The following is a 16,655-nucleotide window of genomic DNA, read 5'->3' on the forward strand; positions in this document are numbered from 1 at the left end:
AACGAAATATGCAGGAAAAGAAAAACCCTCCCACCGGGCGGTGAGAGGGGGAGATCTTAGGCAGCGATCAGGCTGTCGATAGCGGCTTTCGCGTCGGACTGCGCTTTGGTAGCCACTTCCGGGCCGTAAGCGATACCTTCAGCGAACACAAAGTTCACGTCGGTAATGCCGATGAAGCCGAGGAACAGGGTCATGTACGGCGCCACCAGGTCGGTTGGGGTATCTTTGTGAATACCGCCGCGGCTGGTCAGTACAACCGCACGCTTGCCTTTTACCAGACCTTCCGGACCGTTCTCGGTGTAACGGAAGGTTACGCCAGCGCGCGCCACCAGGTCGAAGTAGTTCTTCAGCTGGGTAGGAATGTTGAAGTTGTACATTGGGGCGTTGATCACGATAACGTCGTGCGCCTGCAATTCAGCAATCAGCTCGTCGGAAAGCGCCAGGGCTTCCTGCTGACGCGGGGTAAGAGGCGCATCGCTCGGACGCAGCGCGCCAACCAGCTCGCCGTCCAGCACAGGAATTGGGTTTGCTGCCAGGTCACGCACGGTGATTTCATCCGCGCTGTGCTGTTCACGCCACTGTTCAACGAAATAGTCAGACAGCTGACCAGACTGTGAATACCCTGCCAGAATACTGGATTTCAACACTAATACTTTGCTCATGGGAAATTCCTGTTTTGTATTTGATTGAGGGGGTTGCCCCGTTGCTTGTTGACACTTTATTCACAATCCTGCCACAGGGATAGCGCAATATATCGAAGCCTATGTTCGAATTTTTTGAATAAGGCGCGCAAAGCGCTGATGTGGTACTCTATAGCAATCATTAAAAAGAGATTTTATCCGGCAGTGCACTGCCCGTTAACGCTATGACAGAACACCAAAAATTGACCTTCCCGATGCTGATGCAAAAGCTTGATTCGCTGATGCTGCGCGATAAACAGCGGTTTGCGCGCCGTCTGCACGGCGTTAAGAAGGTTAAAAATCCTGATGCACAACAGGCCATTTACCAGGAAATGGCCAAAGAGATTGAACAGGCGGCAGGGAAAGTTGTGCTGCGTGAAGCCGCACGCCCGGAGATTACCTATCCGGAAAACCTGCCCGTCAGCCAGAAGAAACAGGACATTCTTGAGGCCGTACGCGACCACCAGGTGGTGATCGTCGCGGGGGAAACCGGTTCAGGTAAAACCACTCAGCTGCCGAAAATCTGCATGGAGCTGGGCCGCGGGTTGAAAGGGCTGATCGGTCACACCCAGCCGCGTCGTCTGGCGGCGCGCACCGTGGCGAACCGTATTGCGGAAGAGCTGCAAACGGAGCCGGGCGGCTGCATCGGCTACAAGGTGCGATTCAGCGACCACGTCAGCGATAACACCATGGTTAAGCTGATGACAGACGGTATCCTGCTGGCGGAAATCCAGCAGGATCGTCTGCTGATGCAGTACGACACCATCATCATCGATGAAGCGCACGAGCGCAGCCTGAACATCGACTTCCTGCTCGGCTACCTGAAAGAGCTGCTGCCCCGGCGTCCGGATCTGAAAATCATCATCACCTCTGCGACCATTGACCCGGAGCGTTTCTCAAAACATTTCAACAATGCGCCGATCATTGAAGTCTCAGGCCGAACCTACCCGGTTGAAGTGCGCTATCGCCCGATTGTGGAAGAGGCGGACGATACCGAGCGCGACCAGCTTCAGGCCATCTTCGATGCCGTCGACGAGCTGGGCAACGAGAGTTCTGGCGACATTCTGATCTTCATGAGCGGCGAGCGCGAGATCCGCGATACCGCCGATGCGCTCAGCAAACGCGATCTGCGCCATACCGAGATCCTGCCGCTGTACGCGCGCCTGTCCAACAGTGAGCAGAACCGCGTGTTCCAGCCGCACAGCGGACGCCGCATCGTGCTGGCGACCAACGTGGCCGAAACCTCGCTCACCGTGCCGGGCATTAAATACGTGATCGACCCGGGTACGGCGCGCATCAGCCGCTACAGCTACCGAACCAAAGTTCAGCGCCTGCCGATTGAGCCGGTTTCCCAGGCGTCGGCTAATCAGCGTAAGGGCCGCTGCGGCCGCGTGTCGGAAGGGATCTGTATTCGTCTTTATTCGGAAGACGATTTCCTGTCGCGCCCGGAGTTTACCGATCCGGAAATTCTGCGGACCAACCTGGCATCCGTTATCCTGCAAATGACCGCGCTGGGGCTGGGCGATATCGCCGCCTTCCCGTTTGTGGAAGCGCCGGATAAACGCAATATTCAGGACGGGGTGCGCCTGCTGGAAGAGCTGGGGGCCATCACCACCGACGAGCAGGCGACGGCCTACAAGCTAACGCCATTGGGCCGCCAGCTTAGCCAGTTGCCGGTCGACCCGCGTCTGGCGCGCATGGTGCTGGAGGCGCAAAAACACGGCTGCGTGCGCGAGGCGATGATCATCACCTCGGCGCTCTCCATTCAGGATCCGCGCGAGCGCCCAATGGACAAGCAGCAGGCGTCGGATGAAAAACACCGTCGCTTCCACGATAAAGAGTCTGATTTCCTGGCCTTTGTGAATCTGTGGAACTACCTGGGCGAGCAGCAAAAAACGCTCTCTTCAAATCAGTTCCGCCGTCAGTGCCGGGTGGATTTCCTCAACTACCTGCGCGTGCGCGAGTGGCAGGATATCTACACCCAACTGCGCCAGGTGGTAAAAGAGCTGGGCATTCCGGTCAACAGTGAACCGGCGGAGTACCGCGAAATTCATATCGCCTTGCTGACCGGCCTGCTGTCCCATATCGGGATGAAGGATGCGGATAAACAGGAATTTACCGGCGCACGCAACGCGCGTTTCTCCATCTTCCCGGGCTCCGGGTTGTTTAAAAAGCCGCCGAAGTGGACCATGGTCGCCGAGCTGGTGGAAACCAGCCGTCTGTGGGGGCGTATCGCCGCGCGTATCGATCCGGAGTGGGTTGAGCCGGTGGCGCAGCACCTGCTGAAACGCTCATACAGCGAGCCGCACTGGGAGCGCGGGCAGGGCGCGGTGATGGCGACGGAAAAAGTCACCGTCTACGGCCTGCCGGTGGTGGCCGCGCGTAAGGTTAACTACAGCCAGATCGATCCGGCGCTGAGTCGCGAGCTGTTTATCCGCCATGCGCTGGTGGAGGGCGACTGGCAGACGCGTCATGCGTTCTTCCGCGAAAACCTGAAGCTGCGCGCCGAGGTGGAAGAGCTTGAGCACAAGTCCCGCCGCCGCGACATACTGGTGGACGACGAGACGCTGTTTGAGTTTTACGACCAGCGCATCAGCCACGATGTGATCTCGGCGCGCCATTTCGACAGCTGGTGGAAGAAAGCCAGCAAAGAGACCCCGGACCTGCTCAACTTTGAAAAGAGCATGCTGATCAAAGAGGGCGCGGAGTCGGTCAGCAAGCTCGACTACCCGAACTTCTGGCATCAGGGCAACCTCAAGCTGCGTCTGACCTATCAGTTTGAGCCAGGGGCCGACGCGGACGGCGTGACCGTTCATATTCCGCTGCCGCTGTTAAACCAGGTCGACGAGAGCGGGTTTGAGTGGCAAATTCCCGGCCTGCGCCGCGAGCTGGTCATTGCGTTAATCAAATCCCTGCCTAAACCGGTGCGGCGTAACTTTGTGCCGGCGCCGAACTACGCCGAAGCGTTTTTGGGCCGCGTCACGCCGCTGGAGCTGCCGCTGCTGGACGCGCTGGAGCGTGAGTTCCGACGCATGACCGGGACCACCATCGACCGCGACGACTGGAACTGGGATCAGGTGCCCGATCACCTGAAAATCACCTTCCGCGTGGTGGACGATAAAAACAAAAAGCTGCTGGAAGGCCGCTCGCTTTCGGAACTGAAGGACGCCCTGAAGGGCAAAGTGCAGGAAACCCTGTCTGCCGTGGCGGACGACGGTATCGAGCAGAGCGGGCTGCACATCTGGAGCTTTGGTCAGCTTCCGGAAAGCTATGAGCAGAAGCGCGGGAACTATAAGGTCAAAGCCTGGCCCGCGCTGGTTGATGAGCGCGACAGCGTGGCGATTAAGCTCTTTGACAATCCGCAGGAACAACAGCAGATGATGTGGCGCGGGCTGCGTCGACTGCTTCTGCTTAACATCCCGTCGCCGATTAAGTATCTGCACGAGAAGCTGCCGAACAAAGCCAAGCTGGGGCTCTACTTTAACCCGTACGGTAAGGTGCTGGATCTGATCGACGACTGCATCTCCTGCGGTGTGGATAAGCTGATCCACGAGGCGGGCGGTCCGGTCTGGACGGAAGAGGGCTTTGCTCAGCTTCATGAAAAGGTGCGCGCGGAGCTGAACGACACCGTGGTGGAGATTGCCAAACAGGTCGAGCAGATCCTTACCGCCGTGTTCAATATCAACAAGCGCCTGAAGGGGCGGGTGGATATGACCATGGCCCTGGGGCTGTCGGACGTCAAGGCGCAGATGGCGGGGCTGGTGTATAGGGGCTTTGTCACCGGCAACGGCTTTAAGCGTCTGGGCGATACGCTGCGTTATTTGCAGGCGATTGAGAAGCGTCTGGAGAAAATGGCGGTCGATCCGCATCGCGATCGCGCGCAGATGCTGAAAGTCGAAAACGTGCAGCAGGCGTGGCAGCAGTGGCTCAACAAACTGCCGCCAGCGCGTCGCGATGACGACGACGTGCGGGAGATCCGCTGGATGATCGAGGAGCTGCGCGTCAGCTTCTTTGCCCAGCAGCTCGGTACGCCGTATCCGATTTCGGATAAGCGTATCTTGCAGGCGATGGAGCAGATCTCCGGCTAAAACCGTTGCCCGGTGGCGCTGCGCTTACCGGGCCTACGGGAGAGCATGTGGGCCGGGTAAGGCGCAGCGCCACCCGGCATGTTTTCACGCACTGCTCCAACCGCCGCCCAGCGCTTTATACAAATCAATTTGCGCCAGCAACAGGTTGTTTTTCACCTGTACCACGCTGGTCTGCACCGAGAACAGCGTGCGCTGCGCATCGAGCACATCCAGATAAGAAGAGTACCCGTTGCGGTAGCGGTTTTGCGCAATCCGCAGCGTCTCCTGCGCGACCGCCTGCTGTGCCAGCAGCTCGGTAAGCTGTTCCTGATAGCGGGTGATGGCATCAAGGCTGTCATTCACCTCAGCAAACGCGTTACGCACGGTTTTTTCGTAGCTATACAGAGCCTGATTCCGCTGGGACTGGGAGATATCCACCTGCGCATTCAGCGCCTGACGGTTCAGCAGCGGCGCAAGAATACTGCCGCCCACGCTCCAGAGCTGTAGGGGGTTATCCAGCAATCCCGACAGCGTGCGATCCTGCACCGATCCCGTGGCCGTGAGGTTGATCGACGGCAGCAGGCTGGCGCGCGATGCCGCCAGCGTCGCGTCTGCCGCAATCAGCTGACGTTCCGCCTGAACGATATCCGGGCGCCGGTTGAGTAGTGTCGACGGCAGCTGGGAGGGCAGTTTCAGCGGCGTCAGGGCATCAAAGCTTTCACCGCGCGCAACGTCACCCGGGTTGCTGCCCAGCAGCAGGCTAAGCGCATTTTCCTGCTGTGCAATCTGGTGCTGAAGCAGTGGAACCTGGGCGCGGGTGGCGCGCAGCTCAGAATCCGATTGCATCAGCTCAAGGCGAGAGCTGTATCCCGTCTCAAATTGTCGTTTGGCGAGATTGAACGCCTCTTCACGCGACTTCAGCGTGGATTGGGTAACGCGAAGCTGTTCATCCAGCGACAGCAGGGTGACATACCCGGAGGCCACCGATGATGCGACGGTAAGATCAGCCGCCGCTGCCGCCGCCTTTTGTGCCTCCAGCGATGCTTCAGCGGCACGGGAGGTGCTACGGTTTACGCCCCAGATATCCACGTCGTAGCTGGCGGTCAGGCTGCCTTTGTACAACGTACCGTATACCGGAAGCCCCGTGGCGGCGGACTGCGAGCGTGCGCGCGTCCCGGTCACGCCCGCGTCAAGCGACGGGAACAGACTGCCGTCGGCGGCGAACACCCGGGCCTGGTACTCGTTAATCCGCTCGCGTGCAATCAGCACGTCGCTGTTGTTCTTCAGCGCCTGATCCACATAGCGGTTCAGATTGCTGTCGTGAAAATTTCGCCACCAGAGCTGCTCTGTCGGGCTGGCTGGCCCCGACGTCGCGCGCCATTGGGCCGGTATGTGCAGGGACGATTTGGCGGGCTCAACGTCAACCGACTGGCATCCCGCCAGGATAGCCATCATCAGCAGGCCGGCTATCGGGCGAAGCGTCATTGTTTCGCCTCCCGCGTGTCGATGGTTACCTGCACCGACATGCCAGGGCGCAGCAGCCGGTACGCCTCCGGCTCACCGAGTACTTCAATGCGTACCGGGATGCGCTGGGCGATTTTAACAAAGTTGCCCGTGGCGTTATCCGGGGTGATAGCGCTGAACTCGACGCCTGTGGCCGGGGATATGCTCTCCACGCGGCCCTGATAGGCTTTATCGTTTAAGGCATCGACGGTGAATTTCACCGGCTGTCCGACGCGTAAATTCGCCAGCTGCGTCTCTTTGATATTGGCGATCACCCAGTGCTGCGGCGGGACCAGCGTGGTAAGGTGCGTCCCGGCGGCGACGTACGCCCCCAGACGCACTGCAATCTGCCCGAGCTGACCATCACGCGGCGCGACAATCCGGGTGTTTTGCAGATCGATCTGCGCCAGCTCCAGCGCGGCTTTCGCATTCTCAACGTCGGCCTCCAGCGAACCGCGATTGACGATAACCGTTTGTAAATCCTGACGCGACATCTCAAGCGTTGCTTTCGCCTGGTCGATATCGGCGCTCCCCTGGGCGGCACTGGCCAGTGCCGAATCGCGCTCGCGAATGGAAAGGGAGCCGTCCGCGGTCAGCTCTTTCACGCGTTTCAAATCCGCCTGGGTTTTCAGACTTTGGGCACGGGCGTTTTTCAGCGCCGCCTCGTTTTTGGCAATCACCGCTTCCGCACTTCTGCGCTGTTGCAGGTTGTTATTAAGAGCTGCAATTTTCATTGCCAGCTGCGCCTCGGCCTGATGGACGCGCTGGCGATAGATACGGTCATCTATCTGCAACAGCAGCTCGCCTTTTTTAACCTGCGCGAAATCCTGAACATGGACCTCGGTAATGTAGCCGTTTACCTGAGGACTGATGAACGTAGTCTGGCCGCGCACGTAGGCGTTATCGGTAAACTGGGCATGACGCGTGAACGGGGGCAGCTGCCAGGCATAAAGGATCACCAGTACCCCGACAATGCCGATAGCCGCGGCGGTGAAAATGGACACGACGCGCACGTTTTTACGGGTGTTGGCCTGCTCTTTGGCGGCATCCTGCTGACTCATAACCTCTCCTGAAAAATAGTCATTACTTGTTGCCAGTGGCGTTCTTAAGGGCCATACGGGCGGTGATGCGCAGGCGCAGCAAGCGCCATAAAATCCAGACCAGCGTGGCAGTGGCAATGCTCGCCGTCAGGAGATAAGTATCGTTGTAAGCCAGAATATTTGCCTCAAGCGCCGTCACCGTCTGGAGCTGGGTAATGGCCTGGGTTCCCAGCAGGGAACTGTCGCCAATCAGGCTTTTGTACATCTGGGTGTAAAGCTGAATGCGTTCGTTCACCAGCGGGTTAAGGGTGGTGAGCTGGTCAGCCAGCAGGCTGGAATGGTACTTCTCGCGCCAGGTCTGGAAGGTGCCGAGGATCGCGGAACCCAGCAGGCCCCCAAGGTTCTGACTCATGCCAAACATCACGGAAAAGCTGACCAGGTTGCGCGGGTCGGCGATCACCCCGCCAATGGCTGCCAGCATCGCAGGCGCGAGGAAGAAAGCGCTGCCGAAGCCCAGCAGGAACTGGCTGAAAATAAGCTGATCCGGCCGGGTCAGGTTGTTGGACTGGCTGTCCAGCAGCGAGGCGACGATCATCAGCACCAGCGAGGTGATTATCGGCCAGGCCAGTTTAGTGGGCTTAATCGTCAGACAGCTGGTGACGATACCGCAGACGATCCCGGCGAAAATAGCCCACGCCAGATGGGTCATCTGTTCATTCTGTAGGCCCACATATTGCAGCCAGCCGATGACGCCCGTGTTCTGCTCCGCCAGTACGATGCGGATCAGCAGCATAATCAGCCCCAGGCGTACGATGCTGCCGCTGGACAGCCAACGGGTATTAAGCAGCGGGTTGCTGCGGTTATGTTCAAACACGATCGCAGAGACAATCAGCACCAGCGAGAGGGCCAGCGCCCAGCCGATCCACGGCGCTTCAAACCACCAGTCCAGACGCCCTAACGACAGAACCGCGCACAGCAGCGCCATGCCGGGCGCAAGCAAAAAGAAGGTGATGAAATCTTTCTTCTCGAAGACTTTGCGCCGATCGCCCGGCGGCAGCTTTAGCACCATCACGCAGGCCAGGGAGATCAGGGCCAGACCCAGCTCGAAGAAGTACAGCCCGCGCCACTCATCAAGCTGTAACAGCTCGGTGGAGAACAGCCGCGCCAGCGGGATCGCCAGGGACGACCCGGTAATGCCAATGGTCAGCGCCTTCAGTCGATGCTTCGCGGGCCAGGCCTGTATCTGGTAATAAATGCCGAGCGAGCTGAGCGCGGCGGCGACCATCCCGTGTGCCGCCCTTACCATCAGCGCCGAGCTAAGATCGTTCACAAACAGGTGGAAAAAGGTGACCAGCACATACAGCACCAGGAAGCCTTCCGTAAAGGCGCGCAAACCGTACTGCTGGCGAAACTTTACCAGCAGCAGGTTGATGGACACGTTGGTCATGACATAGACGGCAGGCAACCAGGCGATTTCAGTCGACCAGGCGCCAAAAGTGCCTTGCAGATTTTGCAGATTAGCGGTGACGACCGCGTTACCCAGCGCCCCGGTCAGACATACCAGCAGGCCGACCACGCCATAGGCGATCCGTTTTGGGGTTGGATGTTCCGGGGTGGAAGGGGAACCCAGCAGGGCGGGTTTCTCGTGTGGCTGCCACTCGCGAGGAGCATAAGGGTCGCGTTGGGGCAGGCGCATAACGTGGTTTACCTTTCAAAATGTTGAATTGTGAGCGGGCTAATGATTCTAAGGCTGACGCAAATCATAATTCAAGTGAATACGATTTTCTCAAGTTAATCAAATGTGAGTGCTTTTTGAGAACGTTCCAGCCCGTTTTTTCAGCATTCATGCCATAGCATGACGCGCAGAAAGGGGGATAATCGATGGCTCTGTATGCTGTAAGGAGGTAACGATGACAATGGCACTTTTCCCCTGTCTGCCTGGCACAACCCTCGACGCCGTGAATACCGTTGGGGCGTGGCTTGCTCAGGACGACTATCAGGACAATCAGCCCGTTGATCTGGTGATTCTGGCGGGTAATGCGGTGATCCCCGCGATTGATGCTGCCTGTAAAAACGCGGCTGAACAGGGTGTTCCTCTGATCATCAGCGGCGGGATCGGTCACTCGACGACCTTCCTCTACGCCGCGATTGCGAAACACCCCCGCTATAACAGGATACCCACCACCGGGCGGGCTGAGGCAGCTATTCTGGCCGACATCGCCCGTGAATTCTGGAACATTCCGGCTGAGCATCTTCACGTTGAGGATCAGTCGACCAACTGTGGTGAAAACGCCCGCTTCAGCCGGGCGTTGATGAAACAATCCGGACTGAACGCCGCCCGGGTGCTGGTGGTGCAAGACCCGACGATGCAGCGGCGCACAATGGCTACGTTTGCCCGCGTATGCCGCGACGAGGCCGCAGCGCCCGCATGGGTGAGTCATCCCGGCCTGACGCCCGTGCTGCAAAACAGCGACGACGGTCTGGTGTTTAGCGGCCCGGTCGAGGGGTTATGGCCGGTAGAACGTTACCTGTCGCTGGTGCTGGGTGAATTTCCGCGACTCAGGGACGACATCAACGGCTACGGTCCGGCGGGACGTGATTTCATTGCCCATGTCGATATCCCTGCCGACGTGGACGCCGCGTGGCAGATCCTGCGAAACGACGTCATTCTCACCGACGCGCTGGTGAGCCGTTCTCTGCTGTAATGCTCTTGCCCGTTTGCGCCATCTTTTACGCAAACGGGCAGCCTTTGTTGCCGATTTGTGATTTTGGAAACGGGCTGACCCGTATCTTTTATGAGATATCTCACAAAAACAGACTCATAGAGTAGGCAATTGCCCCGGTAATTATAGTTTTTAACAATAAGTTTACTTGTTAAAAACAGTGTGATTACAGGAGCAGGTTATGACAGTACCCGTACAACATCCTATGTATATTGATGGACAGTTTGTTGCCTGGCAGGGTGATGCATGGATTGACGTGATCAATCCGGCCACGGAAGAGGTCATTTCCCGTATTCCCGACGGCACCGCCGAGGACGCCCGCAAAGCCATTGACGCGGCAGAGCGCGCGCAGGCTGGCTGGGAGGCGCTGCCAGCCATTGAACGCGCCAGCTGGCTACGCAAAATTTCTGCCGGGATCCGCGAGCGCGTCAGTGAAATCAGCGCGTTGATTGTGGCCGAAGGCGGCAAGATCCAGCAGCTGGCGGAAGTGGAAGTGAACTTTACCGCTGACTATATCGACTATATGGCCGAGTGGGCGCGCCGGTATGAAGGGGAAATCATTCAGAGCGACCGTCCGGGCGAGAATATTCTGGTGTTTAAGCGTGCCCTGGGCGTCACCACCGGCATTCTGCCGTGGAACTTTCCCTTCTTCCTGATTGCCCGTAAGCTTGCTCCCGCGCTGATCACCGGCAATACCATCGTTATCAAACCGAGCGAATTTACCCCAAACAACGCCATCGCGTTTGCCAAAATCGTCGATGAGATTGGCCTGCCGAAAGGCGTCTTTAACCTGGTGCTGGGCCGGGGTGAAACCGTCGGACAGGAGCTGGCCGGGAATCCGAAAGTGGCGATGGTCAGCATGACCGGCAGCGTCGGGGCAGGTGAAAAGATCATGGCTGCGGCTGCGAAAAACATCACCAAAGTGGGGCTGGAGCTGGGCGGTAAAGCCCCGGCCATCGTGATGGACGATGCCGATCTTGAGCTGGCCGTGAAGGCCATTGTGGATTCACGCGTCATCAATACCGGGCAGGTGTGTAACTGCGCGGAACGTGTCTATGTCCAGAAGGGGATCTACGACCGCTTTGTGAATCGTCTGGGCGAGGCAATGAAAACCGTCCAGTTTGGCAATCCGGCTGAGCGAACGGATATTGCCATGGGGCCGCTGATCAACGCCGCCGCGCTGGAGCGCGTGGAGCAGAAGGTGGCGCGCGCGGTGCAGGAGGGGGCCAAAGTGGTCCTTGGCGGTAAAGCGGCAGAAGGTAAAGGGTATTTTTATCCCCCAACGCTGCTGCTGGACGTGCGTCAGGATATGGCCATCATGCACGAAGAGACCTTTGGCCCGGTGCTGCCGGTGGTGGCTTTCGACACCCTGGAAGAGGCCCTGAACATGGCCAACGACAGCGACTACGGTTTAACCTCGTCTGTTTATACGCAGGACCTGAACGTCGCCATGAAAGCCATTAAGGGGCTTAAGTTCGGCGAGACCTACATTAACCGTGAAAACTTTGAAGCGATGCAGGGCTTCCATGCGGGCTGGCGGAAATCCGGTATCGGCGGGGCAGATGGTAAACACGGTCTGAATGAGTATTTGCAGACGCAGGTGGTCTATTTGCAGTCGTAATCAGGAGCCCCCTCCATGCGAGGGGGTTCACATTTTCAGGAAAGGTGGTTATGTTGGCGCGATAATGGTTATTTATCGGGAAACAACATGCGCACAAAATATACGGGTCTGCAAATCAGCATTCACTGGCTGGTTTTTCTGTTAGTTATTATGGCCTATTGCGCCATGGAGTTCAGGGGATGGTTCCCGCGAAGCGATCGTCCGCTCATTAATATGATCCACGTTTCCTGCGGGATCAGCATCCTGGTGCTGATGGTGGCGCGCCTGCTTATCCGCCTCAAATTCCCGGCTCCGCCTATTCAACCGAAACCAAAAGCGATGATTACCGGGCTGTCCCATCTGGGGCATCTGGTTATCTACCTGCTGTTCATTGCGCTGCCGCTGATCGGCATGGTGATGATGTATAACCGGGGAAATGACTGGTTTGCGTTTGGCCTGACGATGCCGCATGCGGCGGAGGGGAATTTTGACCTGGTGGATACGCTAAAAGCGTGGCACGTGACGCTGGCGAATCTGGGATATTTCGTGATTGGTTTGCACGCCTTTGCCGCGCTGATGCATCACTATTTCTGGAAAGACAACACGCTGCTGCGGATGATGCCAAAAAAGCGTCAGTAACCGATAATGCCCTGCGAACCCGCAGGGCATTTTTTTGCGGCTTATTGCAGTTGCGCGCGCTCCTGCGCCGTTAAGTCCAGTTCCTGAGTTGTACCCGTTTCTGAAGATTTTACCGCCGCTTCCAGCACCGCCATCACCGCCAGGGCTTCCACCGGCGGGACCGGGTTGTCAATCTTGCCGTTCAGGGCATCGCGCACGTTTATATAGTACTGCCGCTGGTCGCCTTTTGGCGCAGGGATAGCGCTGGCTTCACCCTGGGCATTAAGCAGCACCATAGCGTCGCTGTCTTCACCCCAGCGTTCACTACCCGGAATGACGCCTGCCAGCAGCTGGGCTTCCTGCTGATCGATGCGCGCTTTCACCACGCTAGCCTTGTTACCGTGAATGGTAAAGCGGGATACGCCGCCCGCCACCAGCATGCTGCAATGGAGGACCACTTTGTGTTCCGGATAATTCAGCACCACGTGCGCCCAGTCGTTAATCTCCGCGCCGTCACGCAGGGTGGCGATGTTGCCCTGTACCGACTGCGGCAGACCAAAAAGCTGTAGCGTCTGGTCAATCATGTGCGGGCCTAAGTCGAACCACAGGCCGCTGCCGGGAACGTTTTGCTCTCTCCAGCGCACGCGAACCTCCGGGCGGAAACGATCGATATGCGACTCAAAATGTTTCACCTTGCCGATGCTGCCTTGCGCAATCACCTGCTTAATGCCGAGAAAATCGCTGTCCCAGCGGCGGTTATGGAAGACAGAAAGCAGCAGCTGTTTTTCTTCAGCCAGCGCAATCAGATCCCGCGCTTCCTGCATATCCAGCGTGAACGGCTTATCCACTACCACATGCTTGCCGGCATTGAGCGCCAGGGTGGCCAGCGGCGCATGGGTCGCGTTAGGGGAGGCGATAACCACCAGATCGATATCCGGGTGCTGAATGGCCTCTTCCGGCGTGGCGACAACGAGCACGTCCGGCAGATCGCGTTTCACTTTCTCTTCATCCCGGGATGAGACCACCGCCAGCTTCAGGCCGTCAACGGACTGGATCAGCGGGGCATGGAACGTCTTACCCACAAAACCATACCCGATCAGCGCAATATTCATTGTCTTCACTTTATTCATGACCTTCTCCACGTTAATGTGCGCAAACGGTAACCTGCACGGCGCTATGGTCCCCGAGCTCTGCCCAGGGACGATCTAAAAACAGTTGATGAATCTGGGATAATCCTGAAACCAGATACGGTTCGCACTGGTTGAGTTTCAGATGATCGGCGACTACCCAGTGCGCCTGGCTTGCGGCCAGCATGGCACGCTTTACCTCGGCATCCGCCTCCTGACTGGCGCTCAATCCGAGTTCGGCATGGATGGCGCATGCGCCAAGGATGGCAATATCCGCCCGGTAACGAGAGAGCAGCGAAAGGGTGGCGCTTCCGGCAAACAGGCGCTGTTTCTGATCCCACTTTCCACCGAGCAGGATCAGGTCGATACCTTCCCGATCGCTCACCTGTTGGGCGATATCAAGAGAAGGGGTGATGATGGTCAGCGGCCCCTGAAGGAAAGAGGCAACGGCCAGCAGTGTGCTTCCGGCATCCAGAAACAGCGTCGAGCCCGCAGGCACGCATTGCGCAACCTGTTCACCCAGCCGCTGCTTGATTTCAGGCAGCAAGGTATTCCTGCTAACCCGGTTCATCGTCGAGAGATTCAGCGCGATGGCGCCACCATGGTTTTTTTGTGCCAGTCCCTGTTTTTCCAGGTCGGTCAGATCGCGACGGATGGTGTCCGCTGAAACCTGCAATCGATCTGCCAGCTCGGTAATGCTGGCCTGGCCTTGTTCAGTAATGATATCAAGCACATATTTCTGTCTGGCGGTTTTATGCATGGGCGCAATATCCTGCAAAATGTCGCAATACTTCGCAGTTTACAGCATTTTGCAGAAAAGGGAATCGCGACAGGCGCGGGATGTTATCCAAAAACAGTTTAATGGTGTGATTATTGATATCGCATTAATCAGTCATCAAAAACATGTATGTATCTCTTAGGTATGTTGTTATCGCTATGTTTTACTTATAAATTTGGCTTAAGCTGCCACATTCCAGCGCCTAATTGATATTTATAACTAATTTGTAATTATAAATTAGTGTATATATCTAACAATCTGTGTTTATAAAGTAAAATAATCCAGTTTTATTCGGTGGATTACTTAAATTGACATTTCTATGAAAATCTTTGTGTCTGATTCGGGGTGAAATTAACGCAAAAATGTACACCGGGGTATTTTAGAATTTTCTTTATATTACAGGGGGTTTATTTGTTTCATCTGAGAGGTCTTTTATAACGTTTTGTCCAGAAACCCCATCTTTTTTCTTATTTGTAACAACACATTAACATTGCGGGTGTGGTTGCTTATATCACATTTTTTTATGCTGCGAATCACTAAATATTTAAGTAAATTCTTAAAAGAAAAAAAGGATTGAACGGCTCTCGTCTCAATTGAAATGGGTTAGGGGAACTCTTGCCCGGAATTAATGGAGAAGGGGCAATGGATTTCTGGCGAATTATTTGTACCTCTTCCTGGGTATTTATTTGGCTATCACCTGGAGTCGGGGGATATTATGAAGATGAAATGCAATAACAGGTTACTCAGATTATCTGCCTCCCTGACCTTAATTTCGTTGGTGGTGACTGCGGCTAATGCAAATAACGGCCAGGCGGGGATATCTCCCGTTGCGGCAATGACGATGAAAGAAAGTATTCTTTTCGCTCTCGATCGCGACCCCTCGGTGAGTCAGCAGGCGGCACAGCTGGGGATCGGCCAGGCACAAATAGACGAAGCGCGCAGTGGCTGGATGCCACAAATAGCCCTGAACGGGAGTACAGGTCACAGCCAGACCACCGATTCAAGCGGATCGTTGCGAAATTCCGCAGCCTGGGGCCTGAGTCTGACGCAGCTGGTGTACGATTTTGGCAAGACCAACAACAGCATCAGCCAGTCTTCAGCTCAGCGTGACAGCTATCGTTACCAGCTGATGAGCACGATGTCTGCCGTCGCGGAAAAAACAGCCCTCAGCTATGTGGAAGTGAAACGCTACAGCGATCTGTTGCAGGCGGCAAAAGAGAACGTGCAGGCGCTTAAAAACGTTGAGCAGCTGGCAAAACTCCGCGCCGACGCTGGCGTAAACTCCACCTCTGATGAGCTTCAGACCCGCACCCGTATTGCCGGGATGCAGGCGACGGTAGAGCAGTACAATGCGTCCCTGAACAGCGCCCGCGCGCGGCTGGCGGTATTAACTGGCATACAGGCTGAACGCTATTCACCGGTTCCGGGAGGTCTGGCCGTGGAGCCGGATTCTCTCAATCGGATTGATTATTCACTGATCCCAACGGTGATGGCCGCGCAGAACATGGAGCGTTCAGCCCAGTACGGCGTAGAAACCGCGAAGTCTCAGCACTGGCCGACCTTAAGCCTGAAAGGGGGCCGTACCCGCTATGAGTCGGATAATCGCGCGTACTGGGATGATCAGATCCAGCTCAATATTGACGCACCGCTTTATCAGGGCGGCGCGGTCTCGGCGCGCGTCCGTCAGGCCGAGGGCGCAAGGGCAATGGCATCGTCTCAGGTCGATCAGGCCCGTTTTGATGTCCTGCAAAAAGCCTCCGTCGCACAGGCCGACTGGACCGGGGCGCGTGGACGAATGGAAGCCGGGAAACGTCAGCTGGAAAATGCGTTGCGCGCCCGCGATGTCTACAAAAATGAATATACCCTGAGCAAGCGCAGCATTAACGATCTGCTCAGCGTGGAGCAGGATGTCTGGTCTGCCACCTCCGCGAAAATAATGGCTGAATACGATGGCTGGAGTGCGGCGATTAATTACGCCTCTGCGGTGGATAATCTCATGCCGCTTATCGGAATAGAGAAAAACGCTGCCGCGAAATTACCTGATTTAAGTTAAAAAAGGCGCGCCTTTCTGCGCGAAATAAGTCAGACAATAATGGGTGATTTTTCCCAAGGATAGCTACATCCCTCTGGTGGACATATCCACAGAAATACGCGCACCTGCAAGGAGAAGAATATGAGTACCGCAAAAGTTGTTGATGTCATCATTCGCAAAACGGCAGAGAAGACGAAATTAACCGGTGAAGGGAATCTCTCGGTTTCTATTTCCTCACCGAGCGTGATTGAAATTCAGGGTTCTGCTCAGGACGTGGTGCGTTATGTCCGCCAGGGGAATGACCTCCTCATTTATATGAAAGATGGCAGCGTGATCCGCTGCAATAATTATTTTGTCGAAGACACGGAAACCCATAATCATTCCGAACTGGTATTTAACGATAACCAGGCGTTGACGCATATTTCATTTGCCGATGCCGGGGAAACATCAGGCGTTGCCGCCACCGAATTAACCGCCCAGGCTGCAC

At 56.4% G+C, this 16,655-nt stretch carries 11 protein-coding genes and 1 pseudogene; 6 read left to right on the forward strand and 6 right to left on the reverse strand.

The window, feature by feature from the left end:
• Window positions 1-56: 56 nt before the first annotated feature.
• Window positions 57-662 (reverse strand): FMN-dependent NADH-azoreductase, encoded by a 606-nt coding sequence (gene azoR, locus ACOTXL_RS00800; protein ID WP_045350631.1) that lies wholly within the window; start codon window positions 660-662, stop codon window positions 57-59.
• 203 nt (window positions 663-865) lie between these two features.
• Here azoR and hrpA point away from each other — a divergent pair, with 203 nt between their 5' ends.
• Window positions 866-4,768: an ATP-dependent RNA helicase HrpA gene (gene hrpA, locus ACOTXL_RS00805; protein WP_023314108.1), complete on the forward strand. Its 3,903-nt coding sequence runs from the start codon at window positions 866-868 to the stop codon at window positions 4,766-4,768.
• A gap of 84 nt (window positions 4,769-4,852) precedes the next feature.
• Here the strand turns inward: hrpA and ACOTXL_RS00810 are convergent, their stop codons facing one another.
• The 3 genes from ACOTXL_RS00810 to ACOTXL_RS00820 are packed head-to-tail and all read right to left on the reverse strand — an operon-like array spanning window position 4,853 to window position 8,986.
• On the reverse strand, window positions 4,853-6,232 hold the full coding sequence (locus tag ACOTXL_RS00810; protein ID WP_023324614.1) for an efflux transporter outer membrane subunit: 1,380 nt from the start codon (window positions 6,230-6,232) through the stop codon (window positions 4,853-4,855).
• A complete protein-coding gene (locus ACOTXL_RS00815; protein ID WP_003857294.1) occupies window positions 6,229-7,311 on the reverse strand; it encodes an HlyD family secretion protein in 1,083 nt (360 codons plus the stop codon). Before ACOTXL_RS00815 ends, ACOTXL_RS00810 begins: the two co-directional genes overlap by 4 nt.
• Before the next feature lie 22 nt (window positions 7,312-7,333).
• A complete protein-coding gene (locus tag ACOTXL_RS00820; protein ID WP_003857293.1) occupies window positions 7,334-8,986 on the reverse strand; it encodes an MFS transporter in 1,653 nt (550 codons plus the stop codon).
• Between the two features lie 214 nt (window positions 8,987-9,200).
• Here ACOTXL_RS00820 and ACOTXL_RS00825 point away from each other — a divergent pair, with 214 nt between their 5' ends.
• From ACOTXL_RS00825 to cybB, 3 genes are all read left to right on the forward strand, one after another.
• The gene (locus ACOTXL_RS00825) at window positions 9,201-9,995 is read left to right on the forward strand and encodes a YdcF family protein (protein WP_072202968.1); all 795 of its coding nucleotides are present in this window, start codon (window positions 9,201-9,203) and stop codon (window positions 9,993-9,995) included.
• A 199-nt stretch (window positions 9,996-10,194) separates the two neighbouring features.
• Complete coding sequence (gene aldA, locus ACOTXL_RS00830; RefSeq protein ID WP_022651158.1) at window positions 10,195-11,634, forward strand: aldehyde dehydrogenase; 1,440 nt, start codon at window positions 10,195-10,197, stop codon at window positions 11,632-11,634.
• 87 nt (window positions 11,635-11,721) lie between these two features.
• Window positions 11,722-12,252, forward strand: coding sequence for a cytochrome b561 (gene cybB / locus ACOTXL_RS00835; RefSeq protein ID WP_003857288.1), 531 nt, complete (start codon window positions 11,722-11,724; stop codon window positions 12,250-12,252).
• Window positions 12,253-12,293: 41 nt separating this feature from the next.
• Here the strand turns inward: cybB and ACOTXL_RS00840 are convergent, their stop codons facing one another.
• The gene (locus ACOTXL_RS00840) at window positions 12,294-13,361 is read right to left on the reverse strand and encodes an oxidoreductase (RefSeq protein ID WP_045350630.1); all 1,068 of its coding nucleotides are present in this window, start codon (window positions 13,359-13,361) and stop codon (window positions 12,294-12,296) included.
• A 13-nt stretch (window positions 13,362-13,374) separates the two neighbouring features.
• Window positions 13,375-14,118, reverse strand: coding sequence for a DeoR/GlpR family DNA-binding transcription regulator (locus tag ACOTXL_RS00845; protein ID WP_045350629.1), 744 nt, complete (start codon window positions 14,116-14,118; stop codon window positions 13,375-13,377).
• A 733-nt stretch (window positions 14,119-14,851) separates the two neighbouring features.
• Here ACOTXL_RS00845 and ACOTXL_RS00850 point away from each other — a divergent pair.
• Together ACOTXL_RS00850 and ACOTXL_RS00855 are read left to right on the forward strand one after the other, a co-directional pair.
• Window positions 14,852-16,189 (forward strand): TolC family outer membrane protein, encoded by a 1,338-nt coding sequence (locus ACOTXL_RS00850; protein WP_045350628.1) that lies wholly within the window; start codon window positions 14,852-14,854, stop codon window positions 16,187-16,189.
• A gap of 120 nt (window positions 16,190-16,309) precedes the next feature.
• Window positions 16,310-16,654, forward strand: a pseudogene (locus ACOTXL_RS00855) (BapA/Bap/LapF family prefix-like domain-containing protein); the annotation flags it as partial.
• Window position 16,655 lies beyond the last annotated feature (1 nt).

It is taken from the genome of Enterobacter cloacae complex sp. IR5402 (genome assembly GCF_049238125.1).
Taxonomy (GTDB): Bacteria; Pseudomonadota; Gammaproteobacteria; order Enterobacterales; family Enterobacteriaceae; genus Enterobacter; species Enterobacter hormaechei_C.

What these genes read in the sequence shown, in the direction of transcription:
- azoR (WP_045350631.1), bottom strand. Translation starts at nt 662, where the DNA reads ATGAGCAAAGTATTAGTGTTGAAATCCAGTATTCTGGCAGGGTATTCA.
- hrpA (WP_023314108.1), top strand. Translation starts at nt 866, where the DNA reads ATGACAGAACACCAAAAATTGACCTTCCCGATGCTGATGCAAAAGCTT.
- ACOTXL_RS00810 (WP_023324614.1), bottom strand. Translation starts at nt 6,232, where the DNA reads ATGACGCTTCGCCCGATAGCCGGCCTGCTGATGATGGCTATCCTGGCG.
- ACOTXL_RS00815 (WP_003857294.1), bottom strand. Translation starts at nt 7,311, where the DNA reads ATGAGTCAGCAGGATGCCGCCAAAGAGCAGGCCAACACCCGTAAAAAC.
- ACOTXL_RS00820 (WP_003857293.1), bottom strand. Translation starts at nt 8,986, where the DNA reads ATGCGCCTGCCCCAACGCGACCCTTATGCTCCTCGCGAGTGGCAGCCA.
- ACOTXL_RS00825 (WP_072202968.1), top strand. Translation starts at nt 9,201, where the DNA reads ATGACAATGGCACTTTTCCCCTGTCTGCCTGGCACAACCCTCGACGCC.
- aldA (WP_022651158.1), top strand. Translation starts at nt 10,195, where the DNA reads ATGACAGTACCCGTACAACATCCTATGTATATTGATGGACAGTTTGTT.
- cybB (WP_003857288.1), top strand. Translation starts at nt 11,722, where the DNA reads ATGCGCACAAAATATACGGGTCTGCAAATCAGCATTCACTGGCTGGTT.
- ACOTXL_RS00840 (WP_045350630.1), bottom strand. Translation starts at nt 13,361, where the DNA reads ATGAATAAAGTGAAGACAATGAATATTGCGCTGATCGGGTATGGTTTT.
- ACOTXL_RS00845 (WP_045350629.1), bottom strand. Translation starts at nt 14,118, where the DNA reads ATGCATAAAACCGCCAGACAGAAATATGTGCTTGATATCATTACTGAA.
- ACOTXL_RS00850 (WP_045350628.1), top strand. Translation starts at nt 14,852, where the DNA reads ATGAAGATGAAATGCAATAACAGGTTACTCAGATTATCTGCCTCCCTG.